The sequence below is a fragment of the Rickettsia tamurae genome (assembly GCF_000751075.1).
Classification (GTDB): domain Bacteria; phylum Pseudomonadota; class Alphaproteobacteria; order Rickettsiales; family Rickettsiaceae; genus Rickettsia; species Rickettsia tamurae.
The window spans coordinates 81373-106099 of sequence record NZ_CCMG01000014.1 but is presented as its reverse complement, the minus strand read 5'-3'; the positions used below and the strand labels follow the sequence as shown (position 1 = coordinate 106099).

Here is a 24727-nt window from a genome sequence, read left to right as displayed (position 1 = left end):
TATAAAACAACGTAGCCAATTTTTCAAATTAAACGAGTATACTACTTAGTTAGATTTAGATATTTTAAAACTTCAGCATCCGGTGAAATTACAAAATTAGTATCCTCTTTCTTTAAAGAATTTTTATATACTAAAAGTGATCTATAAAATTTATAAAATTCCGGGTCGACTGAATAAGCAGAATTATATATTTTTGCCGCTTTCTCATCGCCGTCACCTTTAATAATTTGTGCATCTCGATAAGCTTTAGCAATTATTATTTTACTTTCTTTATCTGCTTTTGAACGAATACGCACGCTTTCTTCTTGCCCTTCCGCTCTAATTTGGGTTGCTTCCTTTTCACGTGCCGTTTGCATACGACGATAAATAGCCGCACTATTTTCTTTCGGTAAGTCTGCTCTTAAAATTCTAACATCTACAACGTCAATACCAAAGCTTTTAGCTTCTCCGTCCACTTGATTTAAGATATTTAACATTACGTTACTACGTTCCTGACTTAAAAGGCTACTTAGCGAGATTTTACCTATCACCTTACGCATTGATGATTCAAGATTACGAGTTAACCTAATTTTCACGCCTTGATAATCATGTACCGTTTTATAAAACATTACGGGATTATTAATTTGAAATTTGGCGTAAGCATCAACAATAACTCGCTTACCGTCAGCAGCCGTTAATTCTTTTGCCTCAACCTCAACATCTAAAAGACGCTTATCAAAAAATTCAACATTTTGAATAAACGGGATTTTAATATTTAGCCCTGGATTTTCTATAGTTCTAACTGCCTCACCAAACTGGAATACTACAGCAGATTGGCGTTGGTCAACTGAAAATAAGGAGCTAGAAATCAGTATCAGCCCAAAAACAATTGTAAAAATTATATAATAAATCTTTTGTTGCATTTAATATTCCTTGTTGTTTTTTTGTATTCTATGCTGTTATAATGTCATCCCGCGACTTGATCGCGGGATCCAGTCTTTTTTAATTTTTTTCTGGATACCGTGGTTAAGCCACGGTATGACAATTTCGCGGGAATGACATAGTACCCTACGGTTTTATGGCCATGTGCGGCAGTAGTGCATTATTAATAATCGTTTTATTTGAACCGCTTAATATCTCTTCGACTGCTTCTAAATATAATCTATCTCTAGTTACTTGCCTACCTGTAGCATATTGTTTATAAATAGCATTAAATCTTTGGCTATAACCTTCTGCTTTTGATATAACTTCTTCTCTATAACCTTCTGCTTCTTGTATAATCTTTGCAGCTGCTCCTCTAGCTTCCGGTAAAATCTTATTATTATAGGCTTGAGCTTGATTTATTTCTTTCTCTTTATCTGCTTTTGAAGTTTGCACGTCTCTATAAGCGTCTATTACTTCGGCAGGCGGCTCGGCTTTTAATAATTGTACTTTCTCAATCATCACACCAGCATTGTAACTATCCAGTATCTTCTGGGCTAATTTTTCTATTTTATAAGTAATTTCTTGCTTTCGATCGGATAATACCCAAGAAATAGGAGTATTGCCTATTACTTCCCTAACGGCACTTTCTACTGTTGCTTTTACTGTTTCTTCAGGTCTTTGTACATTAAAAATAAAATCTTCAAGATTATTAATATGCCACATTACGTCACAATTTAAAGCAACGATATTTTCATCACCGGTAAGCATTATACTTTCACCGGCAATATTTTTAGTATTATCACCACCGCTACGCAGAGAGCTATTTGTACGATAACCAATCTCAATCCGGCGTGATTGCTTCACTTTCTCAACTATTATCTTTTCAAAAGGAGCCGGTAAATGATAATTAAGCCCGGGGGAACCCTTACGCACAAAACGCCCAAACCTTATTACTGCTGCTTCTTCACCTTCTTTTATTTCATAAATACCCGAAGTAAACCATAAAGCAACCATCGCAACAACAGCTAAAATTATTGTTTTAGCATTGAAATTAAACTGGAATTGAAATTTATCAAAATTAAATTGATTTTTACGCGGTCTTGTGAATATGTTATATTCTTTATTAGAATCAAAATCTTTCCATGGGGATTTTTTTAAAATCGAGATATATTTTTTATTAAGCATTTGCTTTGTTGTTTTATATTATTTTAAAATACTTCTTGTAAAATTCGCTTATAGAGAGGAATTTGAAGGAAACACGAAACGCAGCACCGCAGCGTACAAAAAAGTACGTGAAGATGTGAGTACCGGATTGACGTACAAATTACCTCTAGAAGTAGAGTTTTACAAAAAGTATGAGGATTTAAGTGATTATATATATTATAGTATATAACGTCAAGTTACGAGCTTAAACAGCTTTAAAAAGGAAATTTAATTATGGCGAATTTACACCAACGACAAATTATAGATAAAATTCAGAATATTACCTTTAAAGACGGTACTTTTTTAAATGAAGTTATATCGGATATTATAATTAAGGGGAATAATATCGGTTTCTCCATAGATATATCAGGTAAAAACAAGTTAGAAGCCGAGGAAATTAGACTTAAGGCAATTAATAAACTTAACGAGATTTCGGAAGTAAATAAAATAACAATTGTTTTCACCGAAAGTAAACCGATGGAGAAAAAAGTTCAAAAACCAAAACATTTTATAGAAAACGTAAAAAAAATTATCTTAGTAGCGTCAGGCAAAGGCGGAGTCGGAAAATCTACAATATCAGCTCTTATTGCTCAGCAGTTAAGTCTAGAAAATTACCGAGTCGGAATAGTAGATGCGGATATTTACGGTCCGTCAATTCCGCATATATTCGGCATTAACGAAGTACCGAAAACGAAAGATGGACGAATAATACCGGTACTTGCTCAAAGCATCGAAATTATGTCTATAGGCTTCTTCGTTAAAGACCACTCGGCAATTATTTGGCGTGGTCCTATGGCGAGCAAAACTATCTATCAATTATTATCGGTAACAAAATGGGATAATTTAGATTATCTAATTATCGATATGCCGCCGGGGATAGGTGATATTCATTTAAGTATGCTAGAAAATTATCATTTAGACAGCGTAATAATCGTAACTACGCCGCAAAAAATATCAGAAATAGACGTAATACGTTCTATAGATTTATATCAAAAACTAAATTTACCTATTTTGGGAATAATTGAGAATATGAGCTATATGCTTAAAAATAATAGCGGCGGGTATTTATCGCAAAAATATAATATACCACTAATCGCTCAAATCCCGATCACACCGCAGATAGCCGATGCTTGCGATAAATCACTGCCTCTAACAAACTTATTAACATTACCTTTAGAGAAGTATTTACGATGAAAATACACGTATTGGCAGATGATAGAACAGGCAACACCCATCAGGCTATTGCACTTGCTGAAAAATTAACAGAAGAATATACCACAATTAAGCTTGAATATAATTGCTTAGCTAAGCTACCGAACTTTTTACTAAAATATTATCCTATTCATATAAAAAGTGAGCTATTGCAAAATATTATGGCAAAGCCTTTACCTGATATGATAATTACCGCCGGAAGAAGAACGGCAGTACTAGCATTTTATTTAAAAAAGAAATTTAAAGATATCAAGTTAATACAAATAATGCAGCCCTCTTTGCCTTATGATGCATTTAATGCCGTTATTCTGCCTTATCATGATTTAAGTAATAGCCAAAATGTCATACCGTGGCTTGACCACGGTATCCAAAAAAAAATTAAAGAAGACTGGATTCCGCGATCAAGTCACGGAATGACAATCATCCCCATCAATGGAGCCATCAACAACATAACCGATAAGTTTGTTGCTGCGAATCTAGAACTGCAAAAACATTATCCTAATCTTAAACAGTTTATTGCAGTGATAATCGGTGGGAATAATAAAAAATTTAATTTCAATGAAGATGAAGCAGTTTTATTTTCTTCATTATTAAATAAAATATATACTAATCAACAAATACCTTTCCTCATTAGTTTTAGTAGACGTACACCACAAACTGTAAAATCAATTATTAAAAATAATATGCCGTCTTCCACAATTATTTATGACCCGAACGAAGACGCAGGCTATAATCTTTATATAGCTATGCTCGCCAAAGCAAAATATATAATCTCTACGGCCGACTCAATCTCAATGTGCAGTGAAGCAGCTTCAAGCGGTAAACCTCTTTATATATTCTGCCCACCAAACTTTAATTCTTCAAAGCATAAGATTTTTATAAAGCAGTTAGTAGAACAGAAGATAGCAAGAATTTTTGATAAGTCGGTTATTGCTTTAGAAGAATATAGCTACAAACCCTTAAATGAAGCAGAAAGAGTAGCTGAAATTATTAAATCTTTAGGTTTAACGATTTTATGATACCTTGCAGCGTTTGGACTTCAGGGGAAGAGAGACTATTTATACGTGTAAATATATTAGTGATATTTTGTTGCATAGCAGGTTTTTTGTCGGGAGCCTTGAAGAATCCGGCTTTATCGAGTTTGCCGAATAAATTTACTAAAAAATGCTCTATTTCTTCTTTAGTAGCTAATTTTTGAATGTTATGTACATCCTCTCTGGGCGTAGAATTACGAAATAACTCATAGCATATTATAATCACCGCTTGAGCAATATTTAATGAGCTAAATTCAGTTGTGTTAATAGTGATAATCTTATTGGCAAGTGAAATCTCTTCATTGCTAAGCCCATTATTTTCCCGCCCGAACATTATCCCAACTTTTGCAGAATTTGGATAATCTAAAGGCAAATTTTGTGAAAATACATAATCTTTATTCATAGCCCTTTTAATGCAAGTAGTAGCATATAAATATTCGAGGTCTTTAATGCTATCTTCAAGGCTATCATAAACTTTTGCATTATCTATAATATTAACCGCTCCGACTGCATTACTACGTGCTTGCTCATTAGGCCAGCCGTCTCTTGGAGCTACGATTCTAAGCTCATTTAAGCCAAAATTCTTTATTGCTCTTGCAGTAGCACCGATATTCTCACCCATTTGCGGGGCAACTAATATTATTATTGGATTCATTTTAATAATTTTTTGTAACTAAGCAGGTATAGGCAATCGCTACAGCGTCAGCTTCATCGGAATTGGTAATTAAGGAAGTGCCAGGCAGCAAAAGCTTTATCATATGCAAAATTTGGTCTTTCTCTGCATGCCCATATCCTGTTACGGTTTTTTTTACCGTATTCGGCTTAAATTCTCGTAAGCCTAAATTATATCTACCGATCAGCGACATTATCGCCCCTCTAGCATATCCAAGTTTTAAAGAAGTCACGCTATTAGTATTAACAAATGTTTCTTCAATCGCTGCCATATTTGGTTGATATTCTAATATTACTTTTTCTAATGTACTATTAATAAAAGCAAGTCTATGATGAATTTCATCCTTACTATTTGTTTTAATAATACCGCTAGCTAAATATTTCAACTTTGCGGTCTCTTTTGCAACTACTGCCCATCCAAGACTCCCAAGTGCCGGATCAATCCCAAGTACTATCATGATTACATATACCGTGTCACTCCGTGGCTTGACCACGGGGTCCATAAAATAATTTTAAAAATACTGGACCCCGTGGTCAAGCCACAGGGTGACAGCTTTATATCTTCATATATTGATAAAATTCTTGATTATTTTCCCACAACTCACGCACCTTAACGAACAAAAATAAATGAACAGGAGATCCAAAAAACCTCTCCATTTGCATTCGGGATTTTGCTCCTATCTCTTTAATTTTAGAACCGTTTTTACCGAGTATTATAGTTTTGTAACTCTCTCTTGAGACTACTATAACTTGATTAATCTTTACGGATTTGTCTTTAAGCTCTTCCCACTTTTCGGTTTGTACGGTTAATTTATAAGGGAGTTCTTGCTGCAAATTTAAAAATAACTGCCCTCTTGTAATTTCTGCTGCAATAAAACGCATAGGTAAATCCGTTATGTCGTCTTCCGCATAAAGCCAAGGAGAAATTTTTGCCTTACTTGTTATATATTCAAGTAATCCATCAATATTTTTGCCCGATAAAGCAGATATAGGAAAAAGCAAGCTATCAGGATGATTTTCCGTTAAAAAAGCTTTAATGTCATTTAGATATTTTGATTCGATGTCTATTTTGTTCAATAAAAATATCGGAACAATATTAAGTGAGCGAAGCTTATCTAAAATATTATGCGTTACATCATCAAACGGTTTTAAACTATCAATAATTAACAAAACTAAATCCGCACTATGCAAACTAGACCAAGCACATCTGACCATCGCCTTCTCAAGCGTTCCTTTCGGCTCAAATATACCGGGCGTATCGTATAAAATTACCTGCGTATCTTTTAAGGTAATAATACCGGTAATAATTGACCTAGTCGTTTGAACTTTTGGGGTAACGATTGAAAGCTTCTCACCGATTATTCTGTTTAACAAAGTCGACTTCCCGCTATTTGGTCGTCCGATTATACAAACCGATACCGTTTTCTGATTAGACATCTTCCCAAACTTCACTTCTAGAGGTAATTTAGACGTCGACCCAGTACTCGCATCCTCACATACTAGTGTGTACGCTGCGGTGCTGCATTCCGTGTCTCCTTTAAATTCCTCTCTATAAGTTGGTTTGGAAAGATGTCTATTAGTCATTTTTAAGTCTATGCAATAAACTTCGTGCTGCGTTTTTCTCTGCTTCTTTTATCGAGTGACCAGCGCCTGTTTGTTCATAATCTTTTACTTTTACAAGAACCGTAAAAGTCGATGAATGGGCGGCTCCTTCTCTTTTTATCAGACGGTATATAGGTAGGTGATGATCACTAGCTTGAGCCCATTCTTGTAAAGCAGTTTTTGGGTCATAATCCGTTAAATTCTGAACTTTTATAAATTCTTCCCATAATTTCCCGATAATATTATGGGTTGTTTCAATATCACTATCAAGATATATAGATGCAATCAAAGCTTCCGTAGCATTTTCTATATTATTAGGATTATCACGCCCGCCTGCTACTTCTTCCCCATGAGTCATAATTATATAATCTTTTAAAGCAAGCTTAGCCCCAACCATACATATTGTTTCTTTGCAAACTAAATATGATCTAATTTTAGCTAAATTTCCCTCATTATAATTTGCAAAATTCTTAAATAAAATTTCCGTGATTACTAAATTTAATACGGCATCACCTAGAAACTCTAATCGTTCATAATCTTTATCATCCTTGTACTCGTGATGCTGCCTTAAAGACGGGTGACTCAACGCCTCTATTAAAAGCTCTTTATTTTTGAAACTATAGCTAAGTAGCTTTTCTAACTTCTCAAATGATTCCATTACTCATCCGTGTTATAAAGATTTCTGAAAATTTGATTTAACCTAACAGATTCAATCCATGGCTTTAACTTTAGTACTAGATTAATAACTCCTATATCATTATCCCACCAAGTTATTTTTGTTGAGAACCAAATAAATTGTGCTTTAGCAATAAAATTTTCAAACGGTACAAATCCAAGATTTACTCTACTATCATTTGACTGATCTCTATTATCCCCTAAAAAGAAATATTTCCCTTCAGGTACATAAAAAACATCCGTATTACCGTATCTATCATTATATATAACGCCAAAAATAGGAGCAAGCTTATAAGAAAAATATGTTCTACCGTTTGGCAGTGTTTCTTTAAACTTCAAATATTTTATTCCCTCTTCGCTTATATAAGTTCCAACTTCCGTGCGTTCTATTTTTTTATCGTTAATATATATTACATCATCAATCAATTGAATTTTATCGCCGGGTAGCCCTATTAAACGTTTTATATATCTAACACTCATATCGTTAGGCGGACGAAAAACTACAATATCGCCACGCTCCGGTTCACGAGCAAATATTCGCCCTTTAAAAAGAGGAATAAAATCAAAAAAAGATAAAGAATAATTACTATAACCATAACTATATTTCGTAGAAAATATATAGTCATTCTCAAGTATGGTTGCCTTCATAGAACCGGTCGGAACGGTAAACGGCTCCATAATAAGTATTCTAATAAGTAAAGCGATGCATATTACAAAAGCAAAAGACCCCCACTCTTGCTTAGCTGTTTTATTAGTGTTTGATTTTGTATTATCTGTTTGCATAATCTCTTAATTATTTATAAATAATATTTGTTACATGGCTCTTACCTATGTCGTTCTCGTGGAAGACTATTACTGCAGAGTTGCCGATGTCATTCCTGCGTGGTATTGTTGCGTGGATCGAAAAACGCATTCGGTGTCATGCCGTGGCTTGACCACGGTATCCAGAAAAACAATAAAAAATACTAATAATTTTAGTATTTTTAACTGGATCCCGCGATCAAGTCGCGGGATGACAGAGGTGAAATTGATCCATGCAACAACGCCTACGTAGCTCATGACGGTTTGGGTATCCACGCAACAAGACCCGCTCGCAATGACGATAAAGTCAAGCCACGCTATAACTCTTTTCCTCAATCTCGCTTCTAAAATGGCGTATCAGCCCTTGAATCGGCCAAGCTGCCGCATCACCTAAAGCACAGATAGTATGCCCCTCTATTTCTTTCGTAACGTTAAGGAGTTCGTCTATCTCAGATTTTTTGGCATTACCTTTAACTAGCCGCATCATAACTCGCCACATCCAACCCGTACCCTCACGGCAAGGAGTACATTGCCCGCATGATTCATGCATGTAAAATTTACTAAGCCTTGCTATTGCATAAATAATATCGGTAGATTTATCCATAACTATAATACCGCCTGTACCAAGTCCGGAACCTGCGGTTCTTAAACTATCAAAATCCATATCTACTTCACATAATGACTTAGGAAGTAAAGGCACGGAAGAACCACCCGGGATTATGGCTTTAAGGTTATCCCAACCGCCTCGAACACCGCCGGCATATTTCTCAATCAATTCTTTTAACGAGATTCCCATTGCTTCTTCAACATTACAAGGCTTGTTAACATGCCCTGATATGCAGAAAATCTTAGTTCCCGTATTGTTAGGTTTACCTATACCAGCAAACCAGCTAGCTCCTCGTCTTAAAATGGTTGGCACTACTGCAATAGACTCAACATTATTTATAGTAGTCGGGCAGCCATATAACCCAAAGCCGGCAGGAAAAGGCGGCTTAAGCCGTGGCATGCCTTTTTTGCCTTCTAAACTTTCAAGTAATGCAGTTTCTTCACCGCAAATATAAGCCCCTGCCCCACGATGTAAATAAATATTACAATCGAAGCCCGAACCGCAAGCATTCTTTCCTATTAACCCTTCTTTATAAGCTTCATCTAAGGCACGCTGAATATTAGAGGCTTCATTATAAAACTCACCTCTAATATAAATATAACAATCATTCGCTCCTATAGCAAAGCTTGCAAGCAAACAACCTTCTATTAATTTATGCGGCTCAAACCTTAATATATCACGGTCCTTACACGTACCAGGCTCAGACTCGTCAGCATTTACTACTAAATAGCAAGGCTTCTCTGAATTTTTGGGCATAAACGACCATTTCATACCGGTAGAAAATCCGGCACCGCCTCGCCCTCTAAGCCCTGATTTCTTAATCTCTTCAATGATGAAATCTCTACCTTTATCAAGCAAAGCTTTAGTATTCTCCCAATCGCCTCGCTTCTTGCTAGATTTCAAACCATGGCTTTGCTGCCCATGTAGGTTAGTAAAAATTTTGTCTTCTTCCTTTAGCATAAACTATTCTCGTTATGGCTTAAAAACGTCATTGCGAGGAAAAATTGAAAATTTTGACGAAGCAATCTCGTGCCAAAATCCTGAGATTGCCACGCAGCCTACGGCTGCTCGCAATGATGATTCATTACCTTTCTATTACTTTTTTATTAAACTTCCTATTAACAAACATTGTAAGTATCGGAGCAGAGATAAAAATCGAGGAATAAGTACCGGCTATTATCCCAAAAAATACAAGTACGCTAAAACTACGGATTGCCTCACCGCCAAAAAGAATAAGGGCTAAATTGGCAAGTAGCGTGGTAATTACCGTTAAAATAGTTCTTGATAAAGTCTCATTAATACTTAAATTTATAATTTCCGTGATATTTTTTTTATGATATTTACGTAAATTTTCTCTAATCCTATCGTATATTACTACCGAATCATTAACGGAATAACCTATAATAGTTAACACCGCAGCAATAGTACTTAAGTTAAAATCAAGCTTTGTCATACTCATAAACCCAAGAGCAAGTATTACGTCATGCACTAAGGCGATAAGTATACCAAGACCGAAATACCACTCAAAACGCATCCAAATATAAACCATAATCGCTAAGAAAGAGAACAACATCGCCATAGCCCCTGCTTCTATTAGCTGTCTACCCACCTGCGGACCAACAAAATCTACCTTACGATATTCAAACTTATACGGAAAATTACTTTGCAAAGATGCTTTAATTAACTCAATATTTTTCATGAGATTTTCTTCGCTACTACTACCGAATCTAATCGATAAATCACGCTCACTACCGAAATTCTGTAAGACCACCTCACCTATTCCAAGCTCGCCTAGAACCCCACGCATTTTTGGCAAATCAGGAGCTTGATCAAGCCTTACTTCAATAACTATACCGCCGGCAAAATCAATACCGAAATTAAATTTATATATACCGATCCAAATAAAGCTAATGAGTGATAAAATAATTGAGAAAGTGTAGCTGACTTTTTTAAAATTCATAAAATCAAAATCGATTTTATTAGGTAAAAGTCTTAAAGGATAAATTTGCATTATTATATATTTTATTGAATAAAAGTTATATTTGTATTATATAGTAAATTCAAAAAGGTTAAATGATTTTTTATGTCAGAAGTAGTAGTAAAAGAACAATTAGAACAATATATAAGCAAAATAGAAAGATTAGAACAGGAAAAAGCTGATTTATCTCAAGAAGTAAAAGATATTTTCCAAGATGCTTCTTCACATGGATTTGATGTTAAAGCTATGAAATCTATATTGAAACTAAAAAAATTGGATAAAGATAAACTTGCCGAGCAGGACGCTATGCTTGAACTTTATAGAGATACTTTAGGGATTTGAGTTGTATACTCTATGAACTTCAAAAATTGGCTACGTCATCCTACAAGAGCTGCAGTTCTCACGTATTAAGTATACGCTGCAATCCTCGCCTTGTGGATTCCTTGCTCTTTTTGAAGTTGATCTTCGTATACCTCTCTTCATTCGGAGCATATGCCATGTTATTCCTACGAAAGCAGGAATAACATAAGAGCTACGAATATATTAAGCTTTTGCTGCCTTAGTTTTAGCAATAGGGATATGTCTCTCTTTAATTCTAGCCGACTTACCGCTTCTATTTCTTAAATAATAAAGTTTAGCACGACGAACTACCCCGTATTTTACTACATCAATAGAGTGTACTATCGGCGAGTAAGTAATAAAACGTCTTTCGACACCTTCACCGTGGCTAATTTTACGTACTAAGAAAGATGAAGTAATACCACGATTTCTTTTAGCAATAACTACACCTTCATAAGCTTGGAATCTTTCTGTTAGTTTTTCCTTACCGTCTTTCTCAATCGATCTATCAATAATTTTAACAGTTACTTTAACTGTATCGCCGGCTTCAAAATCAGGAATTTTTTTACTTGCAGTAAGCTTTGAAATATTTTCCTGTTCAAAGCGGTCAATAATATTCATTTTTTTAACTCCTTAACTCTATAAATCTTTAAGTAACTCCGGACGGCGTAATTTAGTAATCATATGTGATTGCTCTTTTTTCCATTCATTAATTAGCCTGTGGTTACCGGATAACAAAACACTCGGTACAGCTCGATCACGCCAAATTTCAGGTCTTGTATATAGACCGCATTCAAGCCCGCCCTTAAATTCCCCGTCTTCTTCAAAAGACTCGGAAGATAAGGTATTTTGATTCATTAAAACACCTGGCAGTAGTCTAATTAAGCAATCGAGAATGGTAAGGGTAGGTATTTCTCCGCCGGATAAAATGTAGTCGCCTACACTAATTTCTTTAATATTATACTCTTCAATTACACGTTCGTCAATCCCTTCGTAACGTCCACATAAGAATATGAGGTTTTTATTTTTTAACATCTCTTTAGCAAAGCTTTGGGTAAAGACTCTACCGCGAGGTGAAGGATAGTAAATTTCAGCATTAGGATTTAAAGATAAAGCATGATCTATGCTACTGCCTAGAACATCAGAACGCATTATAAGCCCGTCACCACCGCCGTAAGCCTCATCATCAATTTTTTTATGCTTAGTTAAACCGAAATCCCGAATATTAATAACATTATATGACCAAATATTTTTATGCAGTGCTTGCCCTGCTAAAGAATGCCCTAGAGTCCCAGGAAACATTTCAGGAAAAACTGTTAAGATTGTAGCGTGAAGTATAGACATACGCTTAAAATAGTAGCCAGTACCAATTAATGCAATAAAATTATAATTTAATTATTTACCCCACCCACCTGTCCTATAATCTTCTTTTCTTTGTTTTTTAGCAGCAGCTGTTGCACCACTCCTAAATGCTTCAGCTTTTTGTTGATTCGTTTTATGAGCTTGATCACTTTAAAATTTCTGAAATTCTGCTTTCTTAGTAGCTTCTATATAACGACTTTTTATTTTCTCTAAGCGTCTCATAGCATCTTTATCTAAACTAATACCTGCTTCTTTTGCTTGCTGCTCTATTTTTAATGCTGCCTTATAACCTGCTGCTGCGTTTTTAGCTATAACTTGCTTCTGCATAAATTCACTCTAGAATCTTTCTTCATTGCATCATTATATGGATTTATCTTATTGTTTTTAATATCCTTTATTTGTTTTTCTGCTTTCTTTTTATCAAAATCTTCCGGCATAACTTCCCTCAAAATTTAAGTTAAAAATATATCTATAGTTGTATATGTTTTATTTCAAAAAAAGTTAATAAAGAAAAATAGAGGTAGAAGTAATTAAAAATTAACCAATTTGTGTTATAAAAACTTCATCACTTCCTCAGCAATGATTAGCTCTTCGTTTGTCGGCACAGCGAAAACTTTAACCTTACTGCTTTCAGCGCTTATTATATACTCGTTTTTTTTGGTTTTTTGTATCATCTATTTTAATGCCTAGCCATAAAAGTTTTTCAGCAATCATTTCACGTATTACAGCGGAATTCTGTCTGACACCGGCAATAAAAATTAGACAATCAAGCCCCCCCTCAAGGGCAGCAGTTAACTTACCTATTTCAAGTACAATGCGATACACGAATAAATCTATAGCAAATTTAGCATCAGGTGAGTTACTGGCAAGCAAAGTACGCATATCAGAGCTTTCACCGGACATACCGAGTAACCCCGATTTCTTATATAATAACTCGGTTATTTCTTTCGTAGTCATTTTCTCATGATCGATAAGATATAACACTACTCCGGGATCAAGGTTACCTGTCCTTGTACCCATCATAACACCGTCAAGTACGCTAAAGCCCATGGAACTTGTTAGACTAAGACCATTTTTAATAGCACATAGACTACTACCGCTTCCTAAGTGAGCTATAATAGTCTTTGTAGGTAAATCTTCTTTTGTCATTTCTTTAAAATGGCTGCTAACATATTTATATGATAACCCATGAAAACCGTAACGAATTATCCCTTTATCATAATATTTTTTCGGTAAACCGAAAGCTTTTGTAATAGGAGGATTGGTAAAATGAAACGACGTATCAAAACATGCTATATGCGAGATTTCTTTATACTTTTGAAGAAATAAATCCAGTACCTGCAAATTATAAGGTTGATGCAAGGGGCTTAGAGGTATTAATGCTCTTAAATCTTCGCTAACTTTTTCATTAACAATAACCGGTTTATTAAAATTTTTCCCGCCATGAACAATACGGTAACCGGTTGTAATTAAATTGAGATTCTCCTGTTTTTTCCACCAATCTTCAAAAAGATCAATCATCATTTCAATAGCATCATCTTTAATGTAGGTAGCAGGTTCCTGTTTTTTATTTATATGAAATAATATTTTATTATCATTTTTTTCTAAAATAAATATTATAAATTTTATCTTTAACTTTTTTATTCTGAATTTCAAAAATAGAAATTTTTAAACTAGATGAGCCGGCATTAGCTATTAAAATAACATCTTTCATATTATTTACCTGCTTGGATATGTAGCTTCGCCTTAGCGTGATTATAAATAAATGAAGCAAGTACACAGGAAATAACACGCATATCCATAGGATCGGCTCTGCTTGTTAAAATAATCGGCACACGGGCTCCAAGAACGATACCCGCCATAACCGCTTGACCCAAATATTTTAGCTGCTTTGCAAGCATATTACCCGATTCAAGATCGGGTACTACTAATATATCGGCATTTCCTGAAACCGAAGAACTAATACCTTTTGCTTCTGCAGCAAATAAAGATATAGCATTATCAAACGCAAGCGGTCCGTCAACTATAGCATTCGTAATTTGCCCTCTATCTGCCATTTTCGATAAAGCAGCAGCATCAAGGGTTGTAGGAATTGCAGAAGTTACCGTCTCAACTGCCGATAATACCGCAACTCTAACCTGCTTATCTTCTTTGATCATATGCATTAAATCAATAGCATTCTGCACTATATCACGCTTATCTTCTAGAGTAGGACGAATATTAATAGCAGCATCGGTAATAATGAACGGTTTTGGAAAGGTAGCAACAGCCATTAAGAAAGCATGGCTTATAGGCGTTCGGTACGTAGTCCATTCTCCTTATGAACTATCGCAGACATAAGCTCATCAGTATGAAGCGCCCCTTTCATAATAGCCGCAACTTCTCTTTTCTTCGCAAGCTCTACGGCTTTTTTACTGCTTCGTGGCTATGCTCAACGTTAATTACTTGATAATCCTCAAGATCGACATTATTAACTTTTGCTACTGATTCAATTTTATGTTGCGGACCAATCAAGACCGGTTTTATTACATTAAATTGTGCCGCTCTAACTGCACCGAGTAATGATTCTTTATCGATCGGATGAACTACTGCAGTTTTAACAGGCTTAAAGCCGTCGGCTCTAAGTAATAGATCGATGAAATGCTTTGCTGCTTCATCAAAGTCAGGATCGTTGATTTCTTTTGGAGGAGTACGTTGTTTCTTCATAAACCCCTTAATAATAATTAGTTAATATATAGCTTAATTAATATAGGGAAAATTGAAGAAACGTTTTAATAGGAAATTTATAAGCAGTATTACCGCAACAGTATATATTCGATGTCATTCCGTTGGCTTGTCCACGGAATCCAGAAAAAAGCGAGATAAATCGAGCTTTTAATTTTAAAATTTAGTGTGTTTATACTTTTTAGTAACTGGATTCCCGCTTCCGCGGGAATGACATCGAAGCACTAGGATAACCCCAAGCAATTCTTTTTAGGCAGTACCAACTCTTCTACTTCATATTTCTTAAATGATCTTCTAATTTTCTTAGCTTTCTACCCTCGTTTACTATAGGCTTTACATAGGTTTGCATTTTTGCATTTTCTCTATATTTATTAATCTGATCGATCTGAGCATTGACTTCATCGGTAATGGCTTGCTTTCTATCCTCTATTTTATTTAATACTTCAGTACTATACTCATAATTTTTAACATCAGCATTAAAGTTATTAAGCTCTTCCATAATCTTTTGATCTATTTCAGCTCCCTCGGCGGTATCTTTAACTTTTTGTGCTATTAATGCCGGCATTTCTTCGATCTTGATATCATCTCTTTTGAAATGATCTTTAAGCTCTTTATAAGTTTGCTCTAAATTTTCCTGAGCTTTCTCGTGCATAATATCATAATACTCTTGACGACGGGTATATCGATCTTCATCTATAAATTGTGCATGTTTTCTATGAGCGTTATCTATCATATCCCGCATCTGAGAATCAGTAGCTTTCTCACGCATAAATCTATCGCCCATCATTACCGGATCACCTTCCTCAAATAACCTACCACGCACCTCATGAATAAGCTTTCTTTGAGCTAATTCTTGATAATATTCTACATCACTCTGTCTACCTGCTTTTTCTAGTCTTGCTAGATATTCCGGTGATAATATATCTGCTTGAGCAGCTAGCGTCTCCTTATTAATATGCATTTGAAGCTCTTCACGTTCCCGTGCTTTTTCATCATCTTTTAATTTTTCGCTATAAGTTCTAAGCCTTGGATCGTTATATTCAAAATCATGCCATTCGGCACTGGTTAGATTACCCTCATAAGCATCGCGTAAATCTTTACCGACTATTGCAGTTAAAGCTCCTCTTTTTATTCCTGTATAACCTGCATATATTTTTTCGCCTATACCTACACGCTTTTCTTCTTTTAATTTACGTTTTGTATCAACACAATGCTCCATCTCTTGCCAACCTCTAAGCACTCCTATATTCTTACCGAACAGACCAACACCTCGCCCTGACATTTCTTGGTGAGCATGCTTATAAGCATCTTGATAATCTCTAGTAAAGTTCGCATCACTAGCGAGTTCACGTAAGTTAGCATCTTTTAATGACTTATCAAGCTCAGCTTTTTGTTCTTTACTTAAAGCAGCGTAATCTTTTACTCCATATTTATTTGCAGCAATTTTATCTCGAAGCTGAGTAAATTTCATTTGCGATAGTTCTTTTGCTTTTAATTCATTCCCCTTAGGTAAATTCTTTAATAATCCTGAAATACCATTTTCATAATCAGTAATAGCATTCATTTTTACATCTTTAGAATCTATACCGTATTTTCTCTTAACCTCATTTTGTACGGCTTTATTTGCTGAAGAACCGAGAGCTTGCTTTTCAAGCCTTCCCATCATTATACCCTCAAATCCTTTAGCAAAGAACATACTAGTTTCTTCTAACTTCGCACTTACACGGGTAGTTACAGGTGCACTTACCGTCTTAGCCACATAACTTAGAGGTCTATTCATTTGCTTCGCTGCAGATTCATAAGATTGCTGACTAACTTTTTGTATGTCTGTTAAATTACCTGAAGTACCGGCAATAAATTGTGCCGTCGATATAGCAGTATCGTTAAATTTACTTAGCAAATAAATAGACACAAAAATTAGTAATATCCCATCAAGTTGGACAAATTTCCCGTTTATAAAATTACTAATCCTTTTTGCATCTTTAACTAAATCTAAAAACGGTAATTCAATATAGCGTTCATCTATACACTCGTACGCAGCACAATGCTTACATTTATCAGGGTCATTCTTACAAGAATCATCTACTATTATATGATCTTCGGGAACTAATATCTTTGCTTTGTGGAAATTATTTATACCGCCTTTCATTGGTACGGGAAACCACCAATAAAATATTGAATTACCAAGGCTTGGATCTATATCCTCAAGAAAACTACCGAATATTTCATTTATCGGACCTAAATTAGGAAAATCATGTTTACATACCGCAAAACCAAGCGTTGAATATATTTCGGTTCTGATGATCATTGAAATAAAAGCGATACCGGCAAATAAAATTATAGGCTGTAATGCGTATGATATTAATTGTCTTAACCAATTCTCAAATAATGAACGAGTTATATTAAACAACATGAAACAAATAAATATCGGTCCCATAATTATAATCATACCGATAGTTATAAGAGCGGTTAGATATATAATAGTAGCTTTAAATATAAGAAAGAAAATAAAATACAGAGCTATTAAATATAGAATGATATATATAAAACCAAGCCAATCAACAAATAGTAAAGAAAATAATTTAGATAAAGTTTGAGGAGAAATAAGTAACCCAAGCAAGCTTTGAGAACCGGGACCGGTAGCCGAAGCTTCATTAATTATTTGCAGTATTTGCTGAACCCCATCAATAAAAAATACGAATAAATAATCATGAAAAAATGTCCAAGCTTTATCCGTACTTAATAATATTGAGACTATACTAACTTTTAATATTCTAACTATAAGTTCGACATGAGTAAGGTTTATATTACCTATTAAAAAGGAAAAGCCCGTAAACATTATATATAGAGTTAAAATAGCCGAGACACTCATCCTATAACCCGACGTATCAATTATTTGTTGATAAGTTTTCTTTATAATCCCATCCTTACCAAATAATACTCCTTTTATTAAATCCGTTAAAAATTGTAGCGGATCGGGTCTAGTATCAGTAACTCCAGACTTTATTACTAATCTATATTGCCCGCTATTATCATCATAAAATTTATCTATAATCTTAAAATAAAGAGGAGATTGAGCATATTTTGACTTATCTTCACCTTTATATTGATAATTTATACCGCCGGCTTTCAAGAATTGTCCTGTACTACTAATACTATAAAATTCATAGCCTACACTCGAAGTAAGCTCCCCTAAATGCTGAGTTATACCTTGCGGTTTACGCTGTGAGTCCGGTGAAATATTAGGATCGGTATTTTTAGCAGCAATAAGAAAATAAAGCCCGACACCGTCTGTCATTATACATGGAGCATTACTAATCATTGCATCATTTTGATTTGCGGGATTAGGAGTACACATATCAAGTCTAGCATTATCCCAAAAAGTACACGGTTGTAGCTTAACGCAAAAAGCAGCCAAAGTAGTTGTGTTATTTTTTTGACCATACCATGGACACCATGCAGATAACTGACCTGAAGTATTTTTATCGCCAAGTATATAACTCCACGGTCTTACCACAACTGTTAAAGGATAGCCGTTTACTTTATAAGCACTATCACGCCATGGTGCTACCTGATCATCTTCCTGTCTTGAAGTAATTTCTTCCGGATCATATCTAGAAGAGACATTGAATTTGATAAAACCGAAATCATCAGGGTCAATACAAGTATCGCCGGTACAACCGGAAAGCAGCAATAGCGATATTAATAATGTAATAAAAATATTTTTGTTCATTTATTTTTTATGTGTTATTTCCATATGTCTCAATTTCAACGTCATTGCGAGCGACCGTAGGGAGCGTGGCAATCTCATGAAGCAGTACTAAATTCCTGAGATTGCTTCGTCAATTGCTATGCAATTTCCTCGCAAATGACGGTGAAAATATTTACAATTATTCTTTCCTCTCTCCTTCCTCTTTCTCCACATCATTACGCTCAGCAAGGAATTTATTTGTAAATTCACCACCCCCTTCCGGTTTTCTAGCTTTATAATTTTGATCAATTATCTTGTCTTTGAAAACTCTAGCCGGAGCCATTGCAGCCTTTTTAATCGGTTTTGTTACCGAACCTATATCCTGCATAACAGCTCCCACAGGATCAGAACGTTCTTGATAATTTCCTGATATTCGTGCCGGTGTAACATTTGTAAGCATTCCGACTACTACATTTACAAAAGTTACTAAACCATATGACATCAAGCAATATGAATAAAATAATAAAGCCGTAGTAAATAATACTAAGAAAGTATTAGCGTTGTTCGTTAGAATATTAGAGCTACTAATTTCCGGAACATCCGGTACATAGAAAGGTATTCCTGGTAAGAACGGTAATGTAAAAGAGAAATTAATCGGAATACCAAGATTTGTTAAATCAAGCCCTATTTTTATCGGTATAAGAGTATCCCAACAGGCTCTAACTACCACTTTTAAAAGCTGCTCAGATAAAACCTGATCTATCAATAAAAAGAAAATCAATAATATTGTCGGCTGCACTACATAGCTAAGCAATGTCGATATCCAATTATCAAATAAACTTTTAGTTTTTTCAAATAACATTAATATTATGAAAAACGGTGCTAATGAAATCATAACAGTTACCCCTATGAATGCAATAACATAGCCTATTATAACTTCTAAAATAGCTCTAAAATAAGTAATAAGTGAATAAATGGTTATAATAGCGATAAATGCTAAACCATTATGTATTTGTAATAATTCAATAAATAGTAATCCCCAAATCCTACCGTTAGTATATTTATCAAATATAGGATCAATAAAACCAAAAATATTAGATCTAGAGCTTGTAGCACCTACTACGTTAGTTACAAAGAAATCAATACCGTCAGTAAATGCACTAAAGAAGTATGTATTAAAGAAGCTCCAACTTTCTTCTCTAATTAAAAAAGCTACTATAGCTATTTTGCATATACGTGTTATTACTTCTACGGCAGTTAATTTTAATGCTCCTGCAACGAACATTAGCCCAAATATAGTAACATAAAGGGTTAATGCAGCTTTAGCTATATTCTGCACTGCAGAATTTTTAACTAACTTAATATAAAAATTTTGACTAAAAGTTCTAAACTGATCGGTAATAGGTTTAATAGCACCGTTATATATTATATCAGAAAACCAAGTTGTACCAGTATAATTAGCATAATTTACACTAACTACCCCTTGTATATTACTATTAGGATTTACTACCCTTAACCATAAATATCCATCTTGCGGTGCATCAGTCGCAAAGTTATAATCTACCGGCGTACCACGAACAGATGAATCAGGTAACGCACCATAAGATGTTATTAAATATTCTAACTTTATATTTTGTTGATCACCCGGATTAATTGAATTTGTCCCGTTACCTATTTCAACAATCATCGAATAACGACCGAAATATAAAAAATTGGCTGACCAATCGCTAGTATTTATATAGTTTACAAAACTATTATAATCAGGAAATCTGCCATTACTCCAATCACTCATTAAAACTGAATTACTAAACATGTTATTAACTTGCCAATCGCTAGTAAAATCCATAGTACCGCCGATAGTGGCTTGATAATATATAAAGCTACTTTTAGTGCTGCCTGAATTTACAAAACTCTGATCTCGTCCCTTAATAACCTGCCCGCCTACTTTAATTATCATCCCTCTACCTTGATCATAATAGCAAGCAGGGCTAGTATTTATACCGGCATTAGCAGGACAAGAATTAATTAAGTCCATGAAATTCTGTACCGCTCCCGTTATCATAGGCTTACCGACTATTACTCCATTATCGGTATTTTTATACTTTGTAGCAGTACCCGTGCCGCTACATACACTTTTTCTTTCCTCATCTATCATATTACACACCTGCTCTGCAGAAGAGTAAATTATTCTATTATCAAAATTTCCAAGGTTACTTTGAGTATAAAGTGCAGAAGCAGCGAATATCGAACTATCAAGTTCCTGTGTTAAAATATTATCTACGGTATTAGGAAGTTTTAGAGTATTAGGGCTAAAAAAATTATCTTTACCAACTAAACTAATATTTACTACATCGCCGGCCTTAACTTCAATTCTTGAATTACCGTTAGAATAGTTAAAATATTTAACAAAATCAGACATTTTAATAAATGAAAGTGCATCAAGGTCTTTATCAGGCGTTATAGCCCCCGGTGCTTCACTGTTATTGTCCGTAACAAAACGAGGAAACCCTAAAGCTTCAAATTGTAATTTAGAATAATTATAAGTTTTAATAAAAACTTGCGGCGTACTAAACCTTGGATCAATTCTATATAATACTAGATATTTTCTAGGTTCAGGAGTAACACCTGAAGTAGACCAATTTATTTTTAACAATTTACCTTTCTCAACAGTATTACCTGTTGATTGCCAAGTTCCGGCTGTAGATAAACTAATTCCTATATTACCCTCCTGAAAACTTGTAAATTCAGGCACTTCTAAACAACCGAATAAGCTTTTTAACCCGCCAAAACTGGTTGACATCCATGAAAAAGCATCATCGGCTTTAGCTGGCATCGCCATAAACAAAACTAATAAAACTAAACTTTTAAGAATTTTCATAATTTTAAATTGTTATCCAACACGTCATACCGTAACTTGTCCACGGTATCCAGTAAAAATGTCAAAAAATATACGTTGTAAGATGGATACCGTGGTCAAGCCACGGTATGACACTTCCAGCCCTCTATTTCGGTGTTTCAGGTTTAGGCGGTTCTTCATTTGTCTTCTCACCCCCTTCTTTTGGCGTATTTTTCCTATTTTTCTCAACCTGATCTAATGTCTTATTGCGTTGTTTCAATCGTGCTTCCGCTCTGCCGGTAATACCTTTTCTTGTTTTATCATCCATTCCTATTTGACTTAATGCTTTTTGTCCTGCATCATGAGACATTTTACCACCAATTCCAGTAGCCGAAGGTCCAGCAGCACTAGTTAATTTTGCTACCATACGTCCTGAAAATTCGACGTAACCATACATACCGTAAGCAATAATGACTAAAGCTACGATATTTTGCATATTCACCCCCATCATACCTGACATATAATCCATCCCCCAAGGGGCAAACCAATTAATACAGAAGATTGGTACATTCAGTAATGCAATAGGTAAAATAGTACCGATAAAAGGAATTTTTATCGGTAAAGCACATTTCCAACAAACGCTATAACCTAAAACAAAATCTAGATAAATGGTAAATAGCTGTGTTAGCACTATAATACCTGCCATCATAACTACCGGTTCTATCATATAGCGGATCGTAAACCTCACCCAATTATCAAATAAATACCTAGTAAAATCAAATAATAAGAAACTAATAAATAAAGGGGCTATACCGATTAATATACAAGTTGCCATAAATGCCATAATATAAACGGCAACAGCTCTAAGTGCCGTAATAATTACTATACCAACCGCAATAAAAGTAATTATAAAATATATAATACCGCTAAGCCCAAGAGAAAGAAGTGAAAGTAATTGAGCGATAAAAGTTTGACTAAAAAATATTTTACTCATTACTGCATCTAAAAACATGAAAGGATTAGAAATAGTATTAGTAGAAGTAAACAAACTATATCCACTCATATTAGCAATAATTGCGTCTGAAAAATTGGTAATTGCATCAAAAAGATAGTTATTGAAAAATTCAAAGGTATTACCGTTCATAAGTCCACTAACTACCCCGATTTTTGCTATTCTAATTACTAGCTCTTTTTGGTTTATCTTAGCAAAACCAAGCAAGAACATTGCTCCGTAAGTCATCACATACAGAATTAAAATTGCTTTAATATAGGTAAAAAAGTTAGTACAGGACGAACTATCATTAGCTTTATAACATACCATATTTTTAAAAATAGAAGTAGCAGCCCCTTGCACTTTAGTTTTAAATAACTGAAGTAACGGATTCATTACTTTAATAGTAAAACTTCCTACTTTTAAGGATGTTGAGAAATGTACTTCATAGCTACCTTCACTATCTTTATAGTCCCTTAAATTATTACCAGGATCATTTAGAATTTTCATCCATATATAACCCGCCTCATTTGCGTTAAAGTTATATTTACCTTCACTATCAACGTTAATTCCTTGAGGCGAATAGGTTTTACCGCTAGTATTCGGGTTTTCCGAAGGCTTTACTATTATGTATTGCACTCGTCCCCGATCATCAAAAGTATCGTTAAAACTATTACCGTTCTCTCTATAACATTTAGTCTGTTTAATATTTAAAACGTATCCTCCCGTATTCTTACTAGCATCTTGTGAGGTGGGAGACCAAAGTCTATATTGTAAATAACTTTTTTCAATATTGCTGTTAAAAGGTATATTATATATAACTTTATACATATATTTACCGTCTTTATCTTTATATTCAGGCGGTTGATCTGAATCTGCAACAAACTTAGCAAATTCTAGATTAGAAGGCAAAGCTTGACTTACAGAACCCTTATCATTCATTTGATATATTAATCCGGTTGGTCCTTTGCCTCCTTTACCATCTGCCGTATACCAAAATCTCCGATGCTTTTGAAAATCTCCTTCGTTACATATTCCTGAAGTACAATTTACACCTCCAATATAATCTTTATCTTTAGGACTACGATTATCGACACTATCAGGACATTGACCACTTGGTAAAATATTAGCATTAATGGAACATTGAAGATTTGAATAATCAATAAATAAATTATCTGAATTATCTGACCAATTAAAGGTAAAACTACCATCGTCTTTATAAGATTCTGGCATTGTGCCATAGTGATTTATCCAAGCAGGTAAGGAGTCACATATTAAACCAATGCAACAATGAAAAACTGAATTAGCGCCATCACATAACCACTTAGCAACTGCTTCTTTATGAATACATCCCAAAGCACAATAACATTTTTCCTTATGCTTATTACCTTGCCAATAATTTTGTTTCAATTCACAAGCATTAACATATTGACCGGAATAAATAGAATATTTTCCACAAATCGGCTCATAAGAAGTTTTGCCTTGTGAACAATCTTTTGTAATCGCAGTACCTTTAAAGGCATCATTAACTGTCGCCTCCGTACCGACAAAATTAGGAGATACGGAAACTAAAACTCTATCATTGGCGTATAATTCGGCAATATTGCGCCATTCATTATTTCTTGCATCTATTATTAGAGAGACAGGCTTATTATTTGCATCGGTAATACGAGGGATCGGAATCATTTTACCACTATCATCTAAATTAGATCCAGCCCCTGTACGTTGTAAATTGTCTTTTGGTACATAAGCTAAACACAAACTAACCTGACCGACCACTTGTAAATTCACCGGTTGACTGTTTTCTACTAGTACCTGAGTATTTAACCATTCACCGTAACGATTAGGATCAGGAATAAACTGAATTGTGCCGTCGGGCAACATCTTAGAAGTGTTTACATAATTAGCATTAGCATTAAGGATTATAGTATTGGTTATTGAATCCGAACCTCCTTTACCGTCCGGAGCATATCTCATGTAACAGCCGTCACCGACTTTTACTGCTCCTATCATACCAAGTGCTGCAAAAATAAAGCAAACTAACGTTGCTACTACAGCGAGTACTCCTAAAACTTTTAATAAGTTACCCTGCATATT

22 protein-coding genes and 3 pseudogenes are annotated in these 24727 nt (G+C 34.6%); 6 read left to right on the top strand and 19 right to left on the bottom strand.

Annotated elements, in window-relative coordinates; all coding sequences use genetic code 11:
• Positions 1 to 41: 41 nt before the first annotated feature.
• Positions 42 to 902, bottom strand: coding sequence for a protease modulator HflC (gene hflC, locus MB29_RS05140; RefSeq protein WP_032139327.1), 861 nt, complete (start codon positions 900 to 902; stop codon positions 42 to 44).
• Between the two features lie 10 nt (positions 903 to 912).
• Here hflC and MB29_RS14485 point away from each other — a divergent pair, with 10 nt between their 5' ends.
• Entirely contained in the window at positions 913 to 1038 is a 126-nt protein-coding gene (locus MB29_RS14485; RefSeq protein WP_267881753.1) for a hypothetical protein, read from the top strand.
• A gap of 9 nt (positions 1039 to 1047) precedes the next feature.
• Here the strand turns inward: MB29_RS14485 and hflK are convergent, their stop codons facing one another.
• Positions 1048 to 2088, bottom strand: a complete 1041-nt coding sequence (gene hflK / locus MB29_RS05135) for an FtsH protease activity modulator HflK (RefSeq protein WP_032139326.1) — start codon at positions 2086 to 2088, stop codon at positions 1048 to 1050.
• A gap of 34 nt (positions 2089 to 2122) precedes the next feature.
• On the opposite strand from hflK, the pseudogene MB29_RS12915 reads away from it, so the two are divergent.
• The 3 genes and pseudogenes from MB29_RS12915 to MB29_RS14480 all read left to right on the top strand — a co-directional run.
• Positions 2123 to 2263 (top strand): annotated as a pseudogene (locus MB29_RS12915) (palindromic element RPE1 domain-containing protein); the annotation flags it as partial.
• A gap of 77 nt (positions 2264 to 2340) precedes the next feature.
• Positions 2341 to 3300 carry an Mrp/NBP35 family ATP-binding protein gene (locus tag MB29_RS05130; protein ID WP_032139325.1) on the top strand — a complete coding sequence of 320 codons (960 nt, stop codon included), beginning with the start codon at positions 2341 to 2343 and terminating at the stop codon, positions 3298 to 3300.
• The gene (locus MB29_RS14480; RefSeq protein WP_032139324.1) at positions 3297 to 4337 is read left to right on the top strand and encodes a mitochondrial fission ELM1 family protein; all 1041 of its coding nucleotides are present in this window, start codon (positions 3297 to 3299) and stop codon (positions 4335 to 4337) included. The genes MB29_RS05130 and MB29_RS14480 overlap by 4 nt, the downstream gene beginning before the upstream one ends.
• Here the strand turns inward: MB29_RS14480 and MB29_RS05120 are convergent.
• From MB29_RS05120 to lepB, 5 genes are all read right to left on the bottom strand, one after another.
• On the bottom strand, positions 4309 to 5007 hold the full coding sequence (locus MB29_RS05120) for an RNA methyltransferase (protein ID WP_023507494.1): 699 nt from the start codon (positions 5005 to 5007) through the stop codon (positions 4309 to 4311). The genes MB29_RS14480 and MB29_RS05120 overlap by 29 nt on opposite strands.
• A gap of 1 nt (position 5008) precedes the next feature.
• Positions 5009 to 5482, bottom strand: coding sequence for a crossover junction endodeoxyribonuclease RuvC (ruvC, locus tag MB29_RS05115; protein WP_032139323.1), 474 nt, complete (start codon positions 5480 to 5482; stop codon positions 5009 to 5011).
• A gap of 97 nt (positions 5483 to 5579) precedes the next feature.
• Positions 5580 to 6608 carry a GTPase Era gene (gene era / locus MB29_RS05110; protein WP_084686887.1) on the bottom strand — a complete coding sequence of 343 codons (1029 nt, stop codon included), beginning with the start codon at positions 6606 to 6608 and terminating at the stop codon, positions 5580 to 5582.
• A complete protein-coding gene (gene rnc, locus MB29_RS05105) occupies positions 6601 to 7284 on the bottom strand; it encodes a ribonuclease III (RefSeq protein WP_032139322.1) in 684 nt (227 codons plus the stop codon). The genes era and rnc overlap by 8 nt, the downstream gene beginning before the upstream one ends.
• Entirely contained in the window at positions 7284 to 8084 is an 801-nt protein-coding gene (gene lepB, locus MB29_RS05100) for a signal peptidase I (protein WP_008581015.1), read from the bottom strand. Before lepB ends, rnc begins: the two co-directional genes overlap by 1 nt.
• Positions 8085 to 8196: 112 nt before the next feature.
• On the opposite strand from lepB, the gene MB29_RS10365 reads away from it, so the two are divergent.
• On the top strand, positions 8197 to 8355 hold the full coding sequence (locus tag MB29_RS10365) for a hypothetical protein (protein ID WP_215426256.1): 159 nt from the start codon (positions 8197 to 8199) through the stop codon (positions 8353 to 8355).
• Between the two features lie 54 nt (positions 8356 to 8409).
• Here the strand turns inward: MB29_RS10365 and nuoF are convergent, their stop codons facing one another.
• Entirely contained in the window at positions 8410 to 9669 is a 1260-nt protein-coding gene (gene nuoF / locus MB29_RS05095; RefSeq protein WP_032139321.1) for an NADH-quinone oxidoreductase subunit NuoF, read from the bottom strand.
• Between the two features lie 124 nt (positions 9670 to 9793).
• Entirely contained in the window at positions 9794 to 10720 is a 927-nt protein-coding gene (secF, locus tag MB29_RS05090) for a protein translocase subunit SecF (protein ID WP_032139320.1), read from the bottom strand.
• Positions 10721 to 10792: 72 nt separating this feature from the next.
• Between secF and MB29_RS05085 the strand changes: the two genes are divergently transcribed.
• The gene (locus MB29_RS05085; protein WP_004996682.1) at positions 10793 to 11029 is read left to right on the top strand and encodes a DUF2312 domain-containing protein; all 237 of its coding nucleotides are present in this window, start codon (positions 10793 to 10795) and stop codon (positions 11027 to 11029) included.
• Between the two features lie 201 nt (positions 11030 to 11230).
• Here MB29_RS05085 and rplS read toward each other — a convergent pair whose 3' ends face one another.
• From rplS to MB29_RS05040, 10 genes and pseudogenes are all read right to left on the bottom strand, one after another.
• Positions 11231 to 11647 (bottom strand): 50S ribosomal protein L19, encoded by a 417-nt coding sequence (gene rplS / locus MB29_RS05080; protein WP_032139319.1) that lies wholly within the window; start codon positions 11645 to 11647, stop codon positions 11231 to 11233.
• 18 nt (positions 11648 to 11665) lie between these two features.
• Positions 11666 to 12370, bottom strand: a complete 705-nt coding sequence (gene trmD, locus MB29_RS05075) for a tRNA (guanosine(37)-N1)-methyltransferase TrmD (RefSeq protein WP_032139318.1) — start codon at positions 12368 to 12370, stop codon at positions 11666 to 11668.
• Positions 12371 to 12538: 168 nt separating this feature from the next.
• Positions 12539 to 12715, bottom strand: coding sequence for a hypothetical protein (locus MB29_RS11685; RefSeq protein ID WP_215426241.1), 177 nt, complete (start codon positions 12713 to 12715; stop codon positions 12539 to 12541).
• Positions 12697 to 12825 (bottom strand): hypothetical protein, encoded by a 129-nt coding sequence (locus tag MB29_RS13475; protein WP_023507302.1) that lies wholly within the window; start codon positions 12823 to 12825, stop codon positions 12697 to 12699. Before MB29_RS13475 ends, MB29_RS11685 begins: the two co-directional genes overlap by 19 nt.
• Positions 12826 to 12939: 114 nt before the next feature.
• Positions 12940 to 14102, bottom strand: a pseudogene (locus MB29_RS08600) (acetate/propionate family kinase).
• A gap of 1 nt (position 14103) precedes the next feature.
• Positions 14104 to 15076: pseudogene (locus MB29_RS08595) on the bottom strand (phosphate acetyltransferase); the annotation flags it as partial.
• 304 nt (positions 15077 to 15380) lie between these two features.
• Entirely contained in the window at positions 15381 to 18845 is a 3465-nt protein-coding gene (locus tag MB29_RS05050) for a TrbL/VirB6 family protein (protein ID WP_032139317.1), read from the bottom strand.
• A 157-nt stretch (positions 18846 to 19002) separates the two neighbouring features.
• Positions 19003 to 21681 carry a TrbL/VirB6 family protein gene (locus MB29_RS05045; RefSeq protein WP_032139316.1) on the bottom strand — a complete coding sequence of 893 codons (2679 nt, stop codon included), beginning with the start codon at positions 21679 to 21681 and terminating at the stop codon, positions 19003 to 19005.
• 24 nt (positions 21682 to 21705) lie between these two features.
• Positions 21706 to 21840 carry a hypothetical protein gene (locus MB29_RS13470; protein WP_267881747.1) on the bottom strand — a complete coding sequence of 45 codons (135 nt, stop codon included), beginning with the start codon at positions 21838 to 21840 and terminating at the stop codon, positions 21706 to 21708.
• The gene (locus tag MB29_RS05040) at positions 21806 to 24724 is read right to left on the bottom strand and encodes a TrbL/VirB6 family protein (RefSeq protein WP_032139315.1); all 2919 of its coding nucleotides are present in this window, start codon (positions 24722 to 24724) and stop codon (positions 21806 to 21808) included. The genes MB29_RS13470 and MB29_RS05040 overlap by 35 nt, the downstream gene beginning before the upstream one ends.
• Positions 24725 to 24727: the final 3 nt, after the last annotated feature.